Below are 18,592 nucleotides of genomic sequence, written 5' to 3' on the forward strand. Positions count from 1 at the left end.
GCCCTCGTGCCGTACGGGACGAGGGCGGCACGCCACGGCCCGGCGGTGTCGCGGGCTCTGGGCGGGCGGGTCGCGGCATGAGACGATCCGCCGGAGTGGCGACGCGAAGGGGCGGCATGGAGCGGGACGGCGCGGACGGACGCGGGCGGGCGCCCGGCCGGCTCCCCTCCGGGCGGCACCGGCTGTCCCGCGACTACGTCGCCGGGCACCAGGTCGCGCGCATTCTCGCCGCCGTCGTGGAAATCGCCGGGACCGCCGGATACCGCAGCCTGACCGTCGATTCCATCATCGCCAATGCGGGCGTTTCCCGGGCGACGTTCTACGTCCATTTCAAGAACAAGGACGACGCCTTTCTGCGGGCCAGTGACGTCATCGTCGAGCAGATGATGGACCGCGTGGTCGAGGCCTATCAGGGCGAGCCGGACGCGCCCGGCCGGGTGCGCGCGAGCCTGGGCGCGCTGCTGGGCTACCTGTCCGAAAATCCGCGCGCGGCGCGGATGTGCGTGGTGGAGTCGATGTCGGCGGGCCCGCTCGCGGCCGAGCGCCGCGACCGGGCGCTGGCCGCGTTCGCGCAGGTCGTGACGGACAACATGCACGAGCTGTTCCCGCACTACCCGAACCCGGAGCTGATGGCGGAGACCATCGTCGGCGGGATCTACCAGGTCGCGTACTCGCGGATCGCGCGCGGCGAGACCGAAAGCCTGCCCGGACTGCGCGACGGCCTGCTCTACACGTTCGCGGCGCCGGACCCGGAGCGCTGGGGCCCGGACGCCCCGGCCCGCGAACCGGAATCCGCCGCGCGGGAGGCGCAGCCGTCCCGGAGCGAGTAGGGCGGCGGCCGGCGGCCATTCCGGCGGGCGCGCGGGAGTTGGCAGCGGGCGCGCAAATTCCAGAAACGCAGACGTTTTTCATTAGCGTCCGGCGCGCCCCGCCCGGACCGGCCCGCCGCCCGCCCGCAGCGGCGGCGGGGCGGCGGCAGGGCGCATTGGTCCAGTTGAAGCCCGCGATGCCAGCGGTCGCCGGGAAGGTCGGCGAAACCGGTGGCCGGATACGGCCAGCCGGACCGGGAACCGGAATGACCGGCCAGTCAGATCCGGTGCGGCCACCCGGTCACCGCGCACCTGCGCGTTCGCCGGCCGCCTCCACGCAGCGTGACCGCTATCACACCGGAGCGTCGGTCATATTCGGACACCGACCGGCGCCATAACCCGAAAGCTGAAACCCGGTCGAGGGCCGCGCCGGAATGGCCCCCCTCTTGATGAACGCCGTCATTCATGATTCTGTCCGGTTGCCGCGGCGTCCACCGACGCGGCCCCGGGCCCAGGCCGTGCGGACGCCCGCGCTCCCGCGTCTCCCACCCTGAAAGAGACAGCATGAGAAAGCTCGGCAAAATCGCCATTCCGCTCATCGGCTCGACCGCGCTGCTCATCGGCATGACCGGCTCCGCGTTCGCGTCCGGCACCATCACCTCCGGCGGCTCGCCCTACACCGGGAACGTGCTCGCCACCAACCTCGGCAACGTGACCCTGTCCGGGCTCAGCAGCCTCGGCTCGATCATCAACACCTGCACCGGCGCGTCCCTCGGCGCCTACACCAAGTCCGACGGCACCGGCGGGCAGCTCAACAGCGTGTCGCTGACCGGCTGCACGAACAACCGCGGCGGCACCACCACGGTCACCGCGCTCAACCTGCCGTACACCGGCGGCCACGTCGACTACGACTCCGCGCACACGAGCAACCGCGACGGCACGATCACCATCAACGCGCCGAACGCCTCGGTGGACGTCAAGGCCATCCTCACCCTGCCGGCCTGGGGCATCTCCAGCATGGAGTGCCACTACGGCCTGACGACCTCCACGCCGCTGACCATCAACGTCTACAACCCGACCAACGCCAACAAGCCCGTCCCGTCCAACTCGCACGGGCAGGGCAAGCTGGCGGGCCAGGCGCTGCAGTTCATCTCCGGCGACAGCAGGTGCCCGGCCTCGGCCTCGGCGAACGGCAACTTCCAGATCGTCACCGACCCGGGCGGCGCCGACCTGACGCTCGGCCCGTGATCCCGTCCCTCTGACCCCACCCCCACCCCCACGGGACGGGCCGTGATCCCACGGCCCGTCCCACCCTCTTCGCCCGGAGCACCCATGCGCCTGTCCCTCCGCCGCCGCCTCCAGGCCGGCGCCGCCTCCCTCGCCGTCACCGGCGGCCTGCTCGGCGGGATCGCCACCGCCCCCGCCGCGTCCGCCGACACCCTGCCGTCGTTCGACTTCTCCGCCTGCCCGGCCCTGCCCTCCGGCGCCGACCCGGCGTACGCGCAGTGCAACGTCGCCGTCACCACCGGCGGGTCGATGCAGCTCGGGTCCATCAAGGAGACGATCTCCTCCCCGATCACGCTCACCTACACCACCGGCTTCGACCCCGTGACGCTGGAGGAGTACACGATCTTCGGCTCGTTCAAGGCGAGCCGGTTCCAGGTGCAGCCGGGGCTGTTCGGCGACCCGTTCGTCACGGCCATCTACGCCCAGCCGCAGTACGCCGGCGGTCTGAACACCGACGGCGGCACGCTGAACCTGAACCTCAAGGTGAACGTGCAGAACCCGCTGCTCGGCGGCAAGTGCTACATCGGGTCCAACGCGAACCCGATCGCGCTGCACCTCACGCCCGGCACGACGAGCCCGCCTCCGCCGAACACCCCGATCTCCGGTACGCCGCCCGAGGTCGTCGGCACCAACCCGACCGTGCTGAAGACCACCGTGGTCGACAACGCCTTCGCCGTGCCGAAGGCCGACGGCTGCGGGCTGGATCTCGGCGTCGAGAACTGGGCCGTCAACCTCTACGCCGGACTGCCCTCGGCGGCCGGGCACAACACGGCGATCTTCAACCAGTACGTCGCCTACAAGACCTACACCGACCTCCCGTAGCCCGGCGCGACGGCAGCGCCGCAACCGGCCCGCGCCCGCACTCCCCCGCCGTGGGGCGCGGGCCTTTCATCCCCCCATGGAGTTGACACGATGAGAGCACCCTTCAGGCGGCTCACCGCCACGGCGCTCGGCGCGGGGCTCGCCGCCCTGGCCGTCGCCGGCCTGTCCCGGCCGGCGAGCGCGGACGTCCCGCCCGGCCTGGACTTCAGCGACTGCCCGACCGCCGACCAGCTGCCGCCCGGTTACGACCCGACCTTCGCGCTGTGCACCGTGACGGTGATCGGCGGCGGGGAGCTGAAGATCGGGAACATCGACCAGACGATCACCCAGCCCATCAAGATGACCTGGGCGAACGGCTACGACCCGGTCACCCTCGAACCCTGGGCCGTCTTCGGCCCGATGCGGGCCGAGCCGCAGCGGGTGAAGGGCGGCGTGCTCGGCATCGAGGGCTCGGACTTCATCCCGCTGCTGCAGATCAGCGCGCAGCCCCAGCTGGCCGCCGACCCGGAGCTGGCCCCCGAGGGCACGGTCGCGCTGCGCCTCAAGCTCAAGCTCAAGACGATCAACCCGCTGCTCGGCGACACCTGCTTCATCGGCAGCGACACCGACCCGATCGTGCTGAACCTCACCTACGTGACGACCGACCCGCCGCCGCCCAACAAGCCGATCACCGGGACCGGCCCGCACGACATCGGCGACGGCGTCCTCGCCTCCACGCCGGTCGACAACGCGTTCGCGGTGCCGAAGTCGTCGGGCTGCGGCTGGAACGGCATCCTCAACGGGATCGCCGACTTCCGCGCGGGCCTGCCGTCCGCCGCCGGCAACAACACGGCGATCTTCGAGTCGTACTCGAAGTACCAGGGCTACCCCGCGCTGGCCAAGACGTCCGCGAAGTACGGCGCGCAGAAGTAGGGACGCAAAAGCAGCGGCGCGGAAGCATCTGCGCTTTTGGCCGGTCCGCCCCGTCCGGTGCGGACCGGCCGTGCGTCTGCGGGGCCGGAGGGGGCGCGCTCAGCCCGCCTTGCGGGCGACGTGCAGGGCCCAGCCGATGAGGGGCGCCTGGAAGGGGAGGCGGCCGTAGGCGGCGGCGCGGAGCGGGAGGGGCTTGTCGCGCCAGTCGTAGGCCATCTTGATGTTGGCGGGGAAGACGGCCGCCATGAGGCCGGCCGTGGCGAGGGCGCCCGCGCGGCGGGTGCGCGGGTAGGCGACGGCGGCGGCGCACGCGAGCTCGGCGGCGCCGCTGAGGTAGGTCCAGGTCCGGGCGCTGCCGGGCAGCCGCTTCGGGATGAGCGCGTCGAACGGCCTGGGGGCGATCATGTGGGCGGCGCCCATCCCGGCCATGAGGGCGGCGAGGCGGCGCGTCGCGCGCGACGAGTCGGTCATGCCCGAAGTCTGGCAGATCAGACGATGCGTCCAATAGTGCCGGGGCGCGGCGAACCGATGTGACCGAGGTCACGCCCGCTGACCTGTGTGGCGGCCGGTAGAGCGGTCACGTGTCTGATGTCACCGATTCGTCGGGTGTGTTCGGTTTCCAGCGAGAGCTATCTTTGCACTGACCGGTCAGTTCAAAAACGCTCCGCGGAGGTACCGATGGCATCCGAGACTCCAGGGGCGGTCGCCGCGGCCGGGGGGACCGCCGCGGCCGTCTCTGGACCCTCCCGCGGCTCCGGGACTGGCGGGGGCCGTCCCGGAGCCGGACGCGGCGCCGCCGCCGGACGCGGCGCCGCCGCGCACGGCACGGCGGCGGCCGTCCGCACCCGCGGGCTGTCGCTGCGCGGCTCCCGCGGGTGGGTGTTCCGGGACGTCGACCTGGACGTCCCCGCCGGCACCCTCGCCGCGGTGAGCGGCATCGCCGGGTCCGGGCGCACCGCCCTCCTGCTGGCCCTCGGCGGCCGCATGAAGCCGGCCGCCGGCACCGGCACCGTCGGCGGGCTCGCGCTGGACGACCTGCGGGCCGTCCAGCGGATCGCGGCGCTCGGGATCGTCCCGGGGGTGACCGGGCTCGATCCGGCGCTGACCGTCCGGGAGCACGTGCGCGAGGCCCTCGCGCTGCACGAGGGGATCCTCGGCCGGTTCCGGGGCCGGAACGCCCGGATGCGCGCCGCCCTCGGCCGCGCGGGCCTGGACGCCGAGCCCCGCACGCTCGCCGAAGACCTCGACCCCGACGAGGCGCAGCTGCTGGGCGCCGCGCTCGCGCTCGTCGGCGCCCCCCGCCTCCTGCTGCTGGACGACGTCGACGAGGGCCTGCCCGCCGACCGGCAGCGCGCGCTCTGGCGGCGGCTGCGCGCGATCGCCGACTCCGGCGTCACCGTCATCGCCACCTGCCACGACCCGGCCCCGGCCATGGGCATCGCCCAGACCGTCGTCCACCTCTCCTAGCCGAACCCCTTCAGACACAGGGAGATCCCCCCGATGAGGCTTCCCGCGTTGACGCCGGGCGGTCTGGAACTGCGCCGGTTCGCCCGGAACCGGCTGACCCGCATCGCGCTGGCCGGGCTGGTGCTGCTGCCGCTGCTCTATGCCGGTCTCTACCTCTGGTCCTTCTGGGACCCGTACGCCCGGCTGCGGCACGTGCCGGTGGCGCTCGTCGTCGAGGACCGGCCCGCCACGGCCGGCGGGAAGACCGTGCACGCGGGCGCCGACCTCGCCGACGAGCTGAAGAAGCGGCAGGTCTTCGACTGGAAGACCGTCTCGGCGGAGAAGGCCGCGAAGGGCGTCCGCTCCGGGAAGTACTACATGTCGCTGACGATCCCGGCGGACTTCAGCGCGCGCATCGCGTCGCCGTCCGGGAGCGGGACGCCGACGGCGGCGGGGCTCCGGCTGCAGATGAACGACGCGAACAACTACGTCGTCGGGACGCTCGCGCAGGCCGCGTTCAAGGAGATCAGCGCCGCCGCGGGCGGGAACGCGGTGCGCGGCTACCTGGACCAGATCTTCCTGTCGTTCGACAAGCTCCACACGAAGCTCGGCAAGGCCGCCGAGGGCGCGGGCGAGCTCGCCGACGGGTCCGGGCAGGCGCACGACGGTGCCGGGAAGCTCGCGAAGGGCGCGGGCGACGCGAAGGCCGGCGCCGGGAAGCTCAAGGGCGGCATCGACGAGGCCCGGTCTGGCAGCGGGCGGCTCACGTCCGGGCTGGACGACCTGCGCACCGGGACCGGGCAGGTCGCGGCCGGCATGCAGAAGCTGACCACGACCGTCGACAGGGCCGGCGACACGCTCGTCCCGCTGCTGCGCGACCGCGCGCCGGAGATCAGGCAGGCCGCGCTGCTCGTCGCGCAAGGCGCGGACGTCCTCGCCGACGGCGCCGGACGGCTGCCCGAGCAGACCGGCGCCGCCGTGAAGCAGGCCGAGAAGGCTCAGGCCGAGCTGGAGACCTACCTCGCCGCGCACCCCGAGGTCCCGGCGAACGTCCGGCAGGACCTCACCCGGGCCGCTGCGCAGGTCGTCACCGTCGCCCGGCAGGTCGACGGCTACGTCCGCGACCACACCGGCGACCTGCGCAAGGTCGCCGCCGACGCCCGGACGGTCGGGACCGCCGCCCGCAGGCTCGCCAAGGACGCCCCGACGCTCGCCGCGAAGGTCGAGAAGGCGCGCCGCGACGTCGACCGCCTCAACGCCGGGACCAAGCAGGTGAACGCGGGCGCCGGGCAGCTGCTGTCCGGATCGTCGCAGCTCACGAGCGGTCTCGGCGCACTGTCGGGCGGCGCCGGCCAGCTGGAGGGCGGGCTCGGGCGGCTGTCCGGCGGCGCGGTGACGCTGGAGACGGCCCTCGCGCAGATCGCCGACGGCAACCAGCAACTCGCCCACGGCCTGCACGAAGGCGTCGCGCAGATCCCGTCCTACAGCGACGGCGAGCGGAACGCGCGCGACGACATGATGAGCAACCCCGTGCGGCTGGCGTCGTCGACGGAGAACAAGGCCCCGAACTACGGCACCGGCTTCGCGCCGTTCTTCGTGCCGCTGTCCCTCTGGGTCGGCGGGATGATCATCTACATGCTGCTGCGGCCGCTGAACCCGCGCGCGCTCGCGGGCACGGCGCCGGGCCGCCGCGTCGCCCTCGCCGGATGGCTGCCCGCCGCCGTGATCGGCGCCGCGCAGGCCTGCGTCGTGCTGGCCGTCCTGCACTTCGCGCTCGGCCTGCGCGCCGAGCACTGGGCCGGGCTCGCCGGCTTCCTGGCGCTGGCGTCCGCCGCGTTCCTCGCCGTGATCCAGTGGGTGAACGCCCGGTTCGGGCCGATCGGCCGGATCATCGCGCTGGCGCTGCTGATGCTCCAGCTCACCTCCGCCGCCGGCACCTACCCGATCGAGACGAGCCCCGGCTTCTTCCAGGCGATCCGGCCGTGGCTGCCGATGCCGTGGGTCGTCGACGCCGTCCGCCACCTGATCAGTGGCGGCGACCTGACCTCGGTATGGCAGGGTTGTGCGGTGCTGGTCGCGTTCCTGGCCGGCGGGCTCGCGCTCACCGCCCTGGCCGTCCGGCACAACCGGGTGTGGACGATGAAGCGCCTGCACCCGGCGCTGGAGCTGTAGAAGGCCCGACCGTGGGAGGCAGGCACGTGGCGCGCAGCGCGACCCGGGAGAAGCTGTTCACCGCGGCGATCGAGCTGATCGCCGAGAGCGGGCTCGCCGCCACCACCGTCGACCAGATCGCCGAGCGCGCCGGCGTCGCGAAGGGCACCGTCTACTACAACTTCGGCAGCAAGGCGGCGCTGTTCGCGGCGCTGCTGGAGTACGGGGTGGACCGGCTCGCCGGCGCGCTGCGGGACGCCGCGTCCGGCCGCCCGCCGCTGGACGCGCTGGAGGCGGTGGTGAGCGCCGAGCTGGCGTTCATCGGCGAGCACGAGTCGTTCGCGCGGCTGCTGATCGCCGAGACGTGGCGGTCGGGCGGCGACTGGCAGCACACCGCCCGGCTCATCCGGGAACGCGCCATCGGCGTGGTCGCGGACGTGCTGCGCGCCGCCGTCGAGGCGGGCGACCTGCGCGCGGACCTCGACACCGGCACCGCCGCGTCCGCGGTGTTCGGCATGGTGCTGACCGTCGCGCTCGACTGGCGCGCCCTCGACCCGGACCGCTCCTTCGCCGACGTCCACGCCACCCTGATGGACCTGCTGCGGGGCCGCCTCACCGCCCGGTGAGGCCCGGCGGCCGCGCGTCAGGGCAGGCCGCGCCTCCAGGAGGCCGCGTCGGGGAGGCCGCGCGTCAGGGCAGGTCGCGGACCTGCTCGATCACGCCGGGCATGGCGGCGTTGTTGGACCTGATCCAGTCGAGGAGGACGGCGATCTGCTCGTCGCTGTAGGACGCGAGGCGCTCGCGGAACACGCGGGCGATGGGCTCGAAGTACTCGCCGAACCGGGCGACGTTCTCCGGGACGAGCTCGACGATCACGCGGCGGCGGTCGTCGGGGTCGCGGGTCCGCTTGACGTAGCCGGCCTTCTCCAACCGGTCGATCACGGCGGTGATGGCGCCGCCGGTGGTGATGCCCATCAGCTCGGCGAGCCGGCCGGGGGTCTGCGGGCCGTCGAGGGTGAGCGCGTTGACGCACTGCGCGTCGGTGACGTTCATCCCCGCCTTGCTCGCGGTCGCGTGGTGCAGCAGCACGGTGAACATCGTGGAGCGCTGCATCCCCGCCTGCAGTTCCGCCATCATCCGCTCGCGGTCCGGGATCGCCACGCCCCACCCCTCGTCTTCTTTTCTCTGAAATAGAGAGGCTCAGTCTAATGCTCCGCGCGCGGAGCGGACCAGCCGGGGGACGGTCTCCGGCTGTGTCGCACGAGACACCGCGGAGGAACCGGGGCGGAACGGAACGCCACTAAACTGGTTTTTGTTAGGACCACTAAACAGGCGGTCCGCTCCTGGCCCCGGATCCCACGAAGGTTCGGGGCCGCCCCCTATCCGGCCCCCTCGCCCCCGACGCTGATCAGCCGCCGTCGGCCTCGCCGGCGACCTGCTTCGCCCACCGGTAGTCCGCCTTCCCGGCCGGCGACCGCTTCATCTCCGGCACGAACGCGTACACGCGCGGCACCTTGTACCCCGACAGCTCCTTGCGGCAGTGCGCGTCCAGCTCCTCGGCCGACGGCCGGTCGCCCGACGGCTGGATCACCGCCGCGACCCGGTTGCCCCACCGCTCGTCCGGAACGCTCGTCACCACCGCGTCGTACACGCCCGGATGCCCCTTGAGGACGGCCTCGACCTCCTCCGGGAACACCTTCTCGCCGCCGGTGTTGATCGCCTGCGACCCCCGCCCGTAGACGGCGATCGTCCCGTCCTCCTCGACGGTGGCGATGTCGCCGGTGAGCAGCCACCGCTTCCCGTCGACGACCGGGAACGTCCGGGCCGTCTTCTCCGGGTCGTTGTAGTAGCCGTGCGCGATGTAGCCGGTGCGCGCCACCTGCCCGATCACGCCGGACCCCGGCTTCACCGGCTGGAGCGCGTCGTCCAGGACCGTCACGTTCTCCACGTCCGGCGCGAACTTCAGGCCCTTCTCCGGCGTGGAGCCCGCCGTCGCCTCCGCCGTCGAGCCCGACTCCGTCGACCCGAACCGGTCGAGGATCATCGTGTTCGGCAGCAGCTTCTGGATCCGGTCGCGGACCGTCCCGGTCAGGATCGCGCCCGTCGACACGAACGCCAGCAGCGACGACGTGTCGTACCCGCCGCGCGCCAGCTCCTCCGCCATCGGGATCGCCATCGCGTCGCCGGTGATCGTCAGCGAGTTGACCTTCTCCCGCTCGATCGTCCGCCAGATCCCCGCCGCGTCGAACTTGCGCGCGTAGACCAGCGTCGCGCCCATGAACCAGGCGATCCACGTGGCCATCTGCGCGGCGCCGTGCATCAGCGGCGCGATCGGCATCATGATCATCGGACCGCCGTTGCGGGCCAGGTCGACGACGTCCTCCGGCTTCTCCGGACGCGGGAACGTGGGGTTCCAGAACGCCAGCAGCATCTGCTCGGTCGACCACATGACGCCCTTCGGCATCCCGGTCGTCCCGCCCGTGTAGATGATGTAGGTGTCGTCGGCGGAGCGGGCCGGGAACCCGCGCGTCCCCGGCTGCGCCGCCAGCGCCTCGTCGTAGGGGACGGCGCCGTCGATCGACGGCGCGCCCCCCACGGCGATCAGGTGCCGCAGCTCCGGCGCCTCCGGGACCGTCGCGGCGACCCGGTCCTCGAACTCCACGTCGTACAGCAGCGCGACGCTGTCGGAGTCCTTGTAGATGTAGAGGAGCTCGCTCTCCACGTACCGGTAGTTGACGTTGATCGGCACGGCCCGGATCTTCAGCGCCGCCAGCAGCGCCGCCGCGTACTCGACGCCGTTGTACAGCTGCATCGCGACGTGCTGCCCGGGCCGCACGCCCGCCGACTCCAGATGGTGCGCGAGCCGGTTGGCGTGCTCGTCCAGCTCGGCGTAGGTGAGCCGCCGGTCGCCGCAGACCACCGCGACGCGGTCCCCGATCGCGTCCGCGACTCCTTCGAACAGGTCAGCGTGGTTGTACTCCATCGGACGTCCTCCGGAGGTCTGGTCGCGCCTAACGGAACACGGACAAGAAGGGGAAACGGGAGCCTACGGCTTCTCGGCGCCGACGACCCACATCGCGAAGAACTGGGCGCCGCCGCCGTAGGCGTGGCCGAGGGCGCGGCGCGCCCCGTCCACCTGGTGCTCGCCGGCCTGCCCGCGGACCTGCAGCGCGGCCTCCGCGAACCGGATCATCCCGGACGCGCCGATCGGGTTGGACGACAGCACGCCGCCCGACGGGTTCCACGGGATGTCCCCGTCGAACGCGGTCGCGCCGGCCTCGGTGAGCTTCCAGCCCTCGTTGTCGCCGCAGAACCCGAGGTTCTCCAGCCACATCGGCTCGTACCAGGAGAACGGCACGTACACCTCGGCGCAGTCCAGCTCGCGGCGCGGGTCGCTGATACCGGCCTGCCGGTACACGTCCGCCGCCGCGTCCTTGCCGCCCTGCGGGCTGACGCTGTCGCGGCCCGCGAACTGCATCGGCTCCGACCGCATCGACGTGCCGTGCACCCACGCCGGCTTGCCCGGCGCCTTCTTCGCCGCGTCCTCGGACGCCAGCACCATCGCGCAGGCGCCGTCGGACGACGGGCAGGTCTCCAGGTAGCGGATCGGCTCCCACAGCATCGGCGTCGACTCGACCATCTCGCGGGAGATGCCGGGGATCTTCAGGTGCGCGTACGGGTTCCGCAGCGCGTTCTGCCGGTCCTTCACCGCGACGAGCGTGCCGATGTGGTCGGGCGCGCCGGACCGCGCCATGTAGGCGCGGATGTGCGGCGCGAAGTAGCCGCCCGCGCCGACGACCAGGGACGTCGTGAACGGCCCGTTCACCGTCAGCGCCCACGTCGCGTTCGACTCCGACTGCTTCTCCCACGCGATCGTGAGGACCCGCTCGTGCACGCCGGACTGGATCAGGTTCGCCGCGACGATCGCCGTGGACCCGCCGACCGAGCCCGCCGTGTGCACCCGCATCAGCGGCTTGCCGGTCGCGCCGAGCGCGTCCGCCAGGAACAGCTCCGGCATCACCACGCCCTCGAACAGGTCGGGCGCCTTCCCGACCACGACGGCGTCGATGTCCTTCCAGGTCAGCCCGGCGTCGTCGAGGGCGCGGCGGGCCGCCTCGCGGAGCAGGCCCGCCATCGACACGTCCAGCCGCTTGGTCTTGTACTGGGTCTGCCCGACGCCGATGACCGCACAGGGGTTAGCCATTGTTCTTCTCTCCCGACATCACGCAGACGAGGTTCTGCTGCAGGCAGGGGCCGGACGCGGCGTGCCCGAGCGTCCGGGACGCCGTCCCGTCGTGGATGCGGGACGCGGCCTCGCCGATGCGGATCAGGCCCGCCGCCATCACCGGGTTCGCCGACAGCGCCCCGCCGGACGGGTTGACCGTCACGCCGTCGCCCAGGCCGAGCGCCTCGCGCAGGATCAGCTCCTCGTGGCTGAACTGGGCGTGCAGCTCCGCGACCTCGACCCCGGCCGCGCCGGCCTTCTCCCCCGCGAGCCGGGCGGCCTCGGACCGGGTGAGGTCCCGGACGCCGAGGGCGTGCGGCTCGGTGCGGTGGTCGATCCCGGTGATCCACGCGGGCCGCTCGCACAGCTCCCGCGCCCTGTCGCCGGCGGCGAGGACGATCGCCGCCGCGCCGTCGGTGACGGGCGCGACGTCGTAGGGGTGCAGCGGCGCGACGTCGTAGTCGTCGCCCTCGGGGTCCGGCAGGTGCAGCGCGAACTCGTTGTCGCGGCCGGACGCCCGGGACCGCGCCGCGACGGCGCGCAGGTCGTCCTCCTTCACGCCCGCCTTGTCCATGTACGCGCGGGCCTGCATGGCGGCCATCGACACCTGGTCGACGCCGAGCGGCGCCAGCGTGTACGGGTCGAGCTGCTGGTTCATGATCGCGCGCAGGTCGCCCTGGGACGACTTGCCGAACCCGTACACCAGCGCGGTGTCGATCGCGCCGATCTGGAGCTTCACCCACGCCTCGTACAGCGCCCACGCGCCGTCCATCTCGACGTGGCTCTCGGAGATCGGCGGCCACGCGCCCAGCGTGTCGAGCGCGGACACGAACGCGAACGGCGCGCCCTGCAGGTAGTCGCACGAGCCCGAGCAGGTGAACCCGAAGCGGGACAGGCCCGTCCGCTCCTTGATCTCGGTGATCACCGGCAGGACGATCTCGGTCTCCGCGAGCCCCTGGTCCTCGGCGCTGTGATGGCTCTGTGCGAACGCGACGACTGCGACATCACGCATTACATGAAGTCCTTGATCTCTTCGAAGGGGACGTCGGGCTCGTCGATCGGCTCGAACCACTTGATGTTGGCCATCGACCGGTCCCACTCCTCGCGGGGCCGCCACGCCGCCTTCACCCGCATGCCCATCCGCACCTGGTCGGCGGGGACGCCCGCGATGAGCGTCAGCATCGTCAGGCCCGCGCCGTCCAGCAGGACGTAGCCGGACACGAACGGCACCTCGGGGGCGCGCGGGTCGGGGATGTTGTTGACCGCGAAGGTGGTGACGGTGCCGGTGTCGGGCAGCTCCACCTCCTCGGTCGTCGGCACGCCGTCGCGCGTGCAGAACCCCTTCATCGGGACGATGACCTTCTCGCACACCGGGCACCGCTGCCCGATGATGCGGCCCTCCGCGATGCCGTCGAGGAACCGGCCGAGCGCCTTGCCGCCCTTCAGCCGGAACTCCAGGCTCGCCTGCGGGTTGATCATCGTGACCTCGGGCAGGAAGCACTCGATGTCGCCGATCGTCCCGGTCCGCTCCGCGCGGTACTTCGGCCGCACCCGCATCCCGGTCTTCAGCACCTTCGGCGGCTTCGCGCCCGCCTCGAAGACGCCGAGGTCGAGGGCGTGCAGCAGCGCGGTGTCGGCGCCGTCCGGGCGGATCAGCGCCCACGCGAACGGCCGGTCGAACGGGTGCTCCTTCGCCGGGTTCGGCACCCACGACCAGGTCGTCACGGTCCCGGCGGGGCCGACCTCGACGAACTCGCCTGTGACGTCCTCGCCGGTCTCCGGGTCGCACTCCGCCGGCGGGACGAGCACCCGGCCCGCGGCCGTGCGGACGCCGACCAGCCGGCCGTCGCGCAGCTCGCTCAGGAAGCGCCCGATCACCGGGCCCACCGAGCGGGTGTAGCCGCCGGGGAACTCGACGACGTGGTTGATGTCAGATGGCACTGTCGCGGTCCTTCCAGTACGGGTCCCGCAGCTTGCGCTTGAGCAGCTTGCCGTTGGGCTCGCGCGGCATGGTCTCGATGAAGTCGATGGTCCTCGGCCACTTCATCTTCGCCAGCCGGCCCTCGAGGGACTTGAGGATCTCCTCGGCCAGCTCGGGCCCCGGCTCGACGCCCTCGGCGGGCTCCACCACGGCCTTGATCTGCTCGCCCCACTCGTCGTCGGGGATCCCGAACACGGCGACGTCCGCGACCTTGGGGTGCAGGGTGATCTCGTTCTCGATCTCGGCCGGGTAGATGTTCGCCCCGCCCGAGATGATCATGTCGGCCTTGCGGTCGGACAGGAACAGGAACCCGTCCTCGGTCAGGTAGCCGATGTCGCCGACCGTGAAGAAGTCGCGGAGCCGGTTCTTCTCCGTCTTCTCCTTGTCGCCCTTGTACTCGAACTGGACGCCGGCCATCTTCATGTAGATGGTGCCGTGCCGCCCGGTCGGGACCTCGTTGCCGTCGTCGTCGACGATCAGCAGCTCGCTGATCGGCCAGGCGTTGCCGACCGTCCCGGGGTGGGCGCGCCAGTCCTGCGGGCTGGCGATCGTCCCGCCGCCCTCGGTGGCCGCGTAGTACTCCCAGATGCAGTCGCCCCACCAGTCGAGCATCTGCTGCTTGATCGGCACCGGGCACGGCGCCGCCGCGTGGATCGCCCACTTCATCGACGACACGTCGTACTTGGCGCGGACGTCCTCCGGCAGCGCCAGCAGCCGCTTGAAGTGCGTCGGGACCATGTGGGTGTTGCTGACGCGGTGCTCCTGGATCAGCTTCAGCGTCTCCTCGGCCTCCCACTTGTCCATGTAGACGAGGGTGTGGCCCATCTGCAGCGCGGACCCGCCGAACTGGGTGACGGCGGTGTGGTAGTTCGGCGAGGTGATCAGGTGCGCCTGGTGCTCGCCGCCCGCCGGCCGTCCCGGCGTCATCCCGAACAGCGCCAGCAGGAACGTCATCAGCTCGGCGCTGTCGTCCGGGTCGAGCCCGGTCAGCGCCCGCTTGACGCCCTTCGGCCGGCCCGTCGTCCCGGACGTGTAGTGCATCGTCGCGCCGGCGCTGCGGTTCTCCGGCTGCGTGTCCGGCCGCCCGTCGACGAGCTCGGCGTACGGCCGGAAGCCCTCGACGTCCCCGAACCCGAACCGGCGGTGCGCCTCGAGCCCCGCCTCGTCGGCGGCGCGCACGCCCTCGGTGGCGTACCGCTCGTGCACGAAGAACGCCTTGGCCTCGCTGTCGGCGACGATGTAGCCGATCTCCGGGCCGGTCAGATGCCAGTTGATCGGCGTGTAGTACCAGCCCGCCTGGAGCGCCGCCAGATAGAGGACGAGCCCCTCGACGCCGTTCGGGACCAGCCCGCAGATGCCGTCGCCGTCCTTCAGGCCGAGCTCGCGGAGCCCGTGGACGAGCCGGTTCGAGCGGGCCAGCAGGTCGCCCGCGGAGTACTGCGTGCCGTCCGGATCGACGGCGGCGACCCACTCGGGATCGGCCTGCGCCAACCGCCAAAAGCCCAACGACCCCATCGGATCTCCCTTGCGTGATCACGGTGGGCACCGCCTGCCGGCGGCGCCCGGCGACCAAAGTAGATCACGTTCTCGTTTTGCAGGGCAACCCCTACCGGTAGCGCATCGCCTTAACTAGAATCTGTTCTTGTTTTGCCCATCGCAGGAGGACATCCATGGCCGAGCTGCTGCCGATCAGCACCGAGCACTGCACCGTCGAGCGGGACGGCCACGTCGTCATCGTCACGATGAACCGGCCCGAGGCGCGCAACGCGCTCAGCACCGCGATGCTGGTCGGCCTCGCCGACGCCTGGGCCTACATGTCCGACACCCCCGAGGTCCGCGTCGGCATCCTCACCGGAGCCGACGGCACCTTCTGCGCGGGCGCCGACCTCAAGGCCATGTCGCAGCCGCCGTCCGACCCCCGCGTCGCCGAGCGCGCCGCGCAGATCCCCGACTACCACTGGAAGGGCCTGCTGCGCGACGGCCGCCCCACCAAGCCGCTCATCTGCGCCATCGAGGGCTACGCCGTCGCCGGCGGCACGGAGCTCCTCACCGGCACCGACCTGCGGGTCGTCGCCGAAGGCGCCACCCTCGGCCTCTTCGAGGCCAAGCGCGGCCTGTTCCCGATGGGCGGCTCCGCCGTCCGCCTCCCCCGCCAGATCGGCTACGCCGCCGCCCTCGACATCCTCCTCACCGCCCGCGAGGTGACCCCACAGGAGGCCCTCGCCATGGGCCTGATCAACAAGGTCGTCCCCGACGGCCAGGCCCTCACCGCCGCCCGCGAGATGGCCGACCAGATCGCCGCCTGCGCGCCCCTCTCCGTCCAGGCCATCCTGCGCGCCGTCCGCGAGACCGAGCACCTCCCCGAGGAGGAGGCCCTCAAGGTCTCCGACGAGATCGGCTGGCCCGTCTTCACCACCGAGGACGCCAAGGAGGGCTCCAAGGCCTTCAAGGAGAAGCGCACCCCCATCTACCACGGCAAATAGTGCCGCCTCGCCGGAGGCCCTGGACGCCGCCGAAGCCGCCGCCTCCGCGGCATTGGATGAACGGGAGGCGGCCGGCCGCCCCGGTGCCGTGTCTCCGTCACTCGAAGGTGACGGAGGACAGGACGAGGCCGGCCAGCCGGCGCGCGTCGGAGGACGCCTGCGCGGCCGGCTCGGCGACGGTGTAGTCCACCGTGACCAGCACGTTCCCTCGCCGGACGACGACCCGGGCCCGTGCCTGGTCCCCGTCCCCGTCGACTCCGGTGCACGCCTCGTCGCCGAGGCCCGGAGTCCGGGACGGGCAGGTCGCGTCGGCCCGGAGGCGGAAGAGATGGTGCGCGCGCTCCGACGCGCCGCCTCCGGCGCCGATCCCGCGCGGCGACCGCTCCAGTTGCACGCCCAGCTTCGGCGGCCCGTGGTCGGTGCCCCACGCGCACGTCCGGTCGTCGGACGCGTCCGCGCCGACGGGTCCGTCGCCGGCGGCCGAGGCACCCGGGACGTAGCGTGCGAGCACCGCCTGGTCGAGTAAGGCGCATCCGGCGGGGAGCCGGCTCGCCTCGTCGCGTCCGGGCCACCAGGGCTGCGTCCACGGGCTGGCGACCTGAACGATGAGGAAAGTACCGCCCACCAGGACGGCCGCCAGCATGCACGTGGCGACCCGTGCCCCCGCTCTCACCCAGGGACCAGGCGCCCAGGCGCGGATATGGGCGCGGTGCGGACCGGACCTTGCGAGGAGGTCCTCGAGGAGCGCGTCCATCCTCCTGCCTCGGGCGAACAGTCCGAAGCTCCGGTATGGCGCGGGCACCAAAGCGCCGTGCGCATGGAAGAAGAGCCCGTAGCCCGGCGGTCCCGCGCCTCGCGGGAGGAACGAGATCCCGCCGATGTCGGCCCAGGGAATCCGCCCATTGGTCCTGCCGCCGTGGATCGTCACGCCGTGGGCGTCGACGAGCGTCCGCCGCCAGGGCGGCATCCGGCTCGACGAGACCAGCCACGGGACGACCGCGGGCGCGAGCGGCAGCAGAGCGAGCGCCCAGGTACCGCCGACGACCAGCAAGGCCAGGACGAACAGGAGCACGGCGGCGAGCGCCGCGTTCCACACCGCCCAGCGCAGGACCGACGGCCGGAGGACGAGGGGCTCCGGGGCAGGGGGCGGGGGCATGAGGGCGAGGCTAGCGGCGGTGCTGGATGGGGGGCATGCGGTGGAGTGGCCGGTTCCGGGCTAGGGGGTTCGTGGGGTCTCGCTGCGAAAGGTGTGGCCTAGTTCGGGGCCCAGGCCGAAGTAGTGGCGGAAGTTGTAGATGAGCGGGCTCCACTCGGCCGGGTCGACGTGGTGCGTGCCGGGGACGACGATGCGCGGGTCGGCGTGCACGCGCAGGACGGCGGCTTCGACGATGACGAAGTCGCCGGACGCCCCGGGACCCACCCGTTCGGCGCGGGCTTCCAGTTGCAGCGGGCACTCGGCGACGCGCGACGGGCCCACGGTCTCGGACGGCTCGGGCCGCAGCCCGGCGGCGGCGAACTTGTCGCGCTCGAACCGGAAGACGCCCGCCTTGGCCGCGGGCACCGGGTCGCGTCCGGTCAGCGGCGCCAGCCGCTCCACGGCCCGCCACTGGTCCGGGCCGGGCACGTTGATCACCAGTTCGGGTCGCTGCCGGAGGTTGCGCGCGGTCTGCCCCTCGGCGCCGAGCCCGAGCACGACCGTCCGGCCGAGGGCCCAGGCCGACGACATCGGCGCGAGGTTGGGCGTGCCGTCCTCGTTCTCCGTCGACAGCAGGACGACGGGCGTGCCGAAATACAGGATGCTGGGCTCGATCGCGACGTGGGCGGCCTGCTCGGCGGCTGCGGCTTCCATGAGCCGCAGCGTAGGGCGGGGTCGTTTCGACGCCGGTGGAAATGTGATCGCGGGTGGTATCGGGCCGTCCGTAAAGGGGGGTGGCGTTTGCGGGGGCCTGTCCGTGGCACGGCTGGACGCAAGCCGGTCATGGAAGGGATGAGCAGGCGATGGCTCTCCAGATAGGACGGTACCTGGGACGCGGGCGGACGGCGGCCGACGAGCCCCCGGCGGAGCCCCGGAGACGGTGGGCCTGGCCCCGGCGCACGCCGGCGGCGGCGCCCCCGGCCGAGAGCGCCGGAAAGACCGTCGTGGTGCGCAGGCCGCGGCGATGGCTTCGCACCCGGCACAACCCGGTCAGCGCGATGATCCTGGCGGCGGGCTGGGCCGCGGCGTTCATCCTCGCCCTCGGGATGCTGCTGACCTGGGGCGGCGCCAATCCGGGCAACGACCTGGTGCACGCGACGCTCAACACCGGCCGCTGGCTCGCGACGCCGTTCCACGACGTCTTCACGCGGACGGACCCGAAGGAGCAGCTCTACATCAACTGGGCCATCGCGGGTGTCGTGTACTACGTCATCGCGCGGGCCCTGTCGTGGATGACCCGGTTCTGACCCCGCGGAAAGGCGGCGGCGGCCGGAGCGCTGT

Annotated in this window: 18 protein-coding genes; 9 read left to right on the forward strand and 9 right to left on the reverse strand. The window is 72.4% G+C overall.

All coding sequences use genetic code 11. The annotated features are described in order from the left end of the window. The first annotated feature begins 95 nt into the window (after window positions 1–95). The 4 genes from AB0C78_RS01345 to AB0C78_RS01360 all read left to right on the forward strand — a co-directional run bounded on the left by AB0C78_RS01345 (window position 96) and on the right by AB0C78_RS01360 (window position 3,830). Window positions 96–830 carry a TetR/AcrR family transcriptional regulator gene (locus AB0C78_RS01345; protein WP_225992363.1) on the forward strand — a complete coding sequence of 245 codons (735 nt, stop codon included), beginning with the start codon at window positions 96–98 and terminating at the stop codon, window positions 828–830. Window positions 831–1,373: 543 nt separating this feature from the next. After that, on the forward strand, window positions 1,374–2,057 hold the full coding sequence (locus AB0C78_RS01350; RefSeq protein ID WP_360740460.1) for a hypothetical protein: 684 nt from the start codon (window positions 1,374–1,376) through the stop codon (window positions 2,055–2,057). Between the two features lie 84 nt (window positions 2,058–2,141). Beyond that, the gene (locus tag AB0C78_RS01355; protein ID WP_360740462.1) at window positions 2,142–2,918 is read left to right on the forward strand and encodes a hypothetical protein; all 777 of its coding nucleotides are present in this window, start codon (window positions 2,142–2,144) and stop codon (window positions 2,916–2,918) included. 90 nt (window positions 2,919–3,008) lie between these two features. Further along, window positions 3,009–3,830, forward strand: a complete 822-nt coding sequence (locus AB0C78_RS01360; RefSeq protein WP_360740464.1) for a hypothetical protein — start codon at window positions 3,009–3,011, stop codon at window positions 3,828–3,830. Window positions 3,831–3,929: 99 nt separating this feature from the next. Here the strand turns inward: AB0C78_RS01360 and AB0C78_RS01365 are convergent, their stop codons facing one another. Then, entirely contained in the window at window positions 3,930–4,301 is a 372-nt protein-coding gene (locus AB0C78_RS01365) for a hypothetical protein (protein ID WP_360740466.1), read from the reverse strand. Between the two features lie 207 nt (window positions 4,302–4,508). Between AB0C78_RS01365 and AB0C78_RS01370 the strand changes: the two genes are divergently transcribed. Genes AB0C78_RS01370 through AB0C78_RS01380 form a run of 3 tightly spaced genes read left to right on the forward strand, consistent with a single transcriptional unit; the run spans window position 4,509 to window position 8,053 of the window. Then, window positions 4,509–5,297, forward strand: coding sequence for an ATP-binding cassette domain-containing protein (locus AB0C78_RS01370; RefSeq protein WP_360740468.1), 789 nt, complete (start codon window positions 4,509–4,511; stop codon window positions 5,295–5,297). A gap of 33 nt (window positions 5,298–5,330) precedes the next feature. Then, complete coding sequence (locus AB0C78_RS01375; RefSeq protein ID WP_360740470.1) at window positions 5,331–7,448, forward strand: YhgE/Pip domain-containing protein; 2,118 nt, start codon at window positions 5,331–5,333, stop codon at window positions 7,446–7,448. Window positions 7,449–7,459: 11 nt separating this feature from the next. Further along, window positions 7,460–8,053, forward strand: coding sequence for a TetR/AcrR family transcriptional regulator (locus AB0C78_RS01380; protein ID WP_360740472.1), 594 nt, complete (start codon window positions 7,460–7,462; stop codon window positions 8,051–8,053). 64 nt (window positions 8,054–8,117) lie between these two features. Here the strand turns inward: AB0C78_RS01380 and AB0C78_RS01385 are convergent, their stop codons facing one another. The 6 genes from AB0C78_RS01385 to AB0C78_RS01410 all read right to left on the reverse strand — a co-directional run bounded on the left by AB0C78_RS01385 (window position 8,118) and on the right by AB0C78_RS01410 (window position 15,148). Next, window positions 8,118–8,588, reverse strand: a complete 471-nt coding sequence (locus AB0C78_RS01385; protein ID WP_360740474.1) for a MarR family transcriptional regulator — start codon at window positions 8,586–8,588, stop codon at window positions 8,118–8,120. Between the two features lie 247 nt (window positions 8,589–8,835). Then, the gene (locus AB0C78_RS01390) at window positions 8,836–10,410 is read right to left on the reverse strand and encodes an acyl-CoA synthetase (protein ID WP_360740476.1); all 1,575 of its coding nucleotides are present in this window, start codon (window positions 10,408–10,410) and stop codon (window positions 8,836–8,838) included. Window positions 10,411–10,473: 63 nt separating this feature from the next. Further along, complete coding sequence (locus AB0C78_RS01395; protein ID WP_360740478.1) at window positions 10,474–11,631, reverse strand: thiolase domain-containing protein; 1,158 nt, start codon at window positions 11,629–11,631, stop codon at window positions 10,474–10,476. Further along, entirely contained in the window at window positions 11,624–12,664 is a 1,041-nt protein-coding gene (locus AB0C78_RS01400; protein WP_360740480.1) for a thiolase domain-containing protein, read from the reverse strand. The genes AB0C78_RS01395 and AB0C78_RS01400 overlap by 8 nt, the downstream gene beginning before the upstream one ends. Beyond that, window positions 12,664–13,593, reverse strand: a complete 930-nt coding sequence (locus AB0C78_RS01405; RefSeq protein ID WP_360740482.1) for an OB-fold domain-containing protein — start codon at window positions 13,591–13,593, stop codon at window positions 12,664–12,666. The genes AB0C78_RS01400 and AB0C78_RS01405 overlap by 1 nt, the downstream gene beginning before the upstream one ends. Further along, a complete protein-coding gene (locus tag AB0C78_RS01410) occupies window positions 13,583–15,148 on the reverse strand; it encodes an acyl-CoA synthetase (protein ID WP_360740484.1) in 1,566 nt (521 codons plus the stop codon). Before AB0C78_RS01410 ends, AB0C78_RS01405 begins: the two co-directional genes overlap by 11 nt. A 155-nt stretch (window positions 15,149–15,303) precedes the next feature. On the opposite strand from AB0C78_RS01410, the gene AB0C78_RS01415 reads away from it, so the two are divergent. Next, window positions 15,304–16,116, forward strand: coding sequence for a crotonase/enoyl-CoA hydratase family protein (locus AB0C78_RS01415; protein WP_360740486.1), 813 nt, complete (start codon window positions 15,304–15,306; stop codon window positions 16,114–16,116). A gap of 97 nt (window positions 16,117–16,213) precedes the next feature. On the opposite strand, the gene AB0C78_RS01420 is transcribed toward AB0C78_RS01415, so the two are convergent. Next, window positions 16,214–17,272 carry a hypothetical protein gene (locus AB0C78_RS01420; protein ID WP_360740488.1) on the reverse strand — a complete coding sequence of 353 codons (1,059 nt, stop codon included), beginning with the start codon at window positions 17,270–17,272 and terminating at the stop codon, window positions 16,214–16,216. A gap of 60 nt (window positions 17,273–17,332) precedes the next feature. Then, window positions 17,333–17,965: a flavin reductase family protein gene (locus tag AB0C78_RS01425; protein WP_360740490.1), complete on the reverse strand. Its 633-nt coding sequence runs from the start codon at window positions 17,963–17,965 to the stop codon at window positions 17,333–17,335. A 149-nt stretch (window positions 17,966–18,114) separates the two neighbouring features. On the opposite strand from AB0C78_RS01425, the gene AB0C78_RS01430 reads away from it, so the two are divergent. Then, complete coding sequence (locus AB0C78_RS01430; RefSeq protein ID WP_360740492.1) at window positions 18,115–18,558, forward strand: hypothetical protein; 444 nt, start codon at window positions 18,115–18,117, stop codon at window positions 18,556–18,558. The last annotated feature ends 34 nt before the right edge of the window (window positions 18,559–18,592 follow it).

The sequence above is a fragment of the Actinomadura sp. NPDC048394 genome (genome assembly GCF_040651755.1).
In the GTDB taxonomy this organism is placed as follows: domain Bacteria; phylum Actinomycetota; class Actinomycetes; order Streptosporangiales; family Streptosporangiaceae; genus Spirillospora; species Spirillospora montaniterrae.

Bases quoted from the DNA above. Each gene is read 5' to 3' on its own strand.
- AB0C78_RS01350 (WP_360740460.1), top strand. From the start codon at position 1,374: ATGAGAAAGCTCGGCAAAATCGCCATTCCGCTCATCGGCTCGACCGCG.
- AB0C78_RS01355 (WP_360740462.1), top strand. From the start codon at position 2,142: ATGCGCCTGTCCCTCCGCCGCCGCCTCCAGGCCGGCGCCGCCTCCCTC.
- AB0C78_RS01360 (WP_360740464.1), top strand. From the start codon at position 3,009: ATGAGAGCACCCTTCAGGCGGCTCACCGCCACGGCGCTCGGCGCGGGG.
- AB0C78_RS01365 (WP_360740466.1), bottom strand. From the start codon at position 4,301: ATGACCGACTCGTCGCGCGCGACGCGCCGCCTCGCCGCCCTCATGGCC.
- AB0C78_RS01370 (WP_360740468.1), top strand. From the start codon at position 4,509: ATGGCATCCGAGACTCCAGGGGCGGTCGCCGCGGCCGGGGGGACCGCC.
- AB0C78_RS01375 (WP_360740470.1), top strand. From the start codon at position 5,331: ATGAGGCTTCCCGCGTTGACGCCGGGCGGTCTGGAACTGCGCCGGTTC.
- AB0C78_RS01390 (WP_360740476.1), bottom strand. From the start codon at position 10,410: ATGGAGTACAACCACGCTGACCTGTTCGAAGGAGTCGCGGACGCGATC.
- AB0C78_RS01395 (WP_360740478.1), bottom strand. From the start codon at position 11,631: ATGGCTAACCCCTGTGCGGTCATCGGCGTCGGGCAGACCCAGTACAAG.
- AB0C78_RS01400 (WP_360740480.1), bottom strand. From the start codon at position 12,664: ATGCGTGATGTCGCAGTCGTCGCGTTCGCACAGAGCCATCACAGCGCC.
- AB0C78_RS01410 (WP_360740484.1), bottom strand. From the start codon at position 15,148: ATGGGGTCGTTGGGCTTTTGGCGGTTGGCGCAGGCCGATCCCGAGTGG.
- AB0C78_RS01415 (WP_360740486.1), top strand. From the start codon at position 15,304: ATGGCCGAGCTGCTGCCGATCAGCACCGAGCACTGCACCGTCGAGCGG.
- AB0C78_RS01420 (WP_360740488.1), bottom strand. From the start codon at position 17,272: ATGCCCCCGCCCCCTGCCCCGGAGCCCCTCGTCCTCCGGCCGTCGGTC.
- AB0C78_RS01425 (WP_360740490.1), bottom strand. From the start codon at position 17,965: ATGGAAGCCGCAGCCGCCGAGCAGGCCGCCCACGTCGCGATCGAGCCC.
- AB0C78_RS01430 (WP_360740492.1), top strand. From the start codon at position 18,115: ATGGCTCTCCAGATAGGACGGTACCTGGGACGCGGGCGGACGGCGGCC.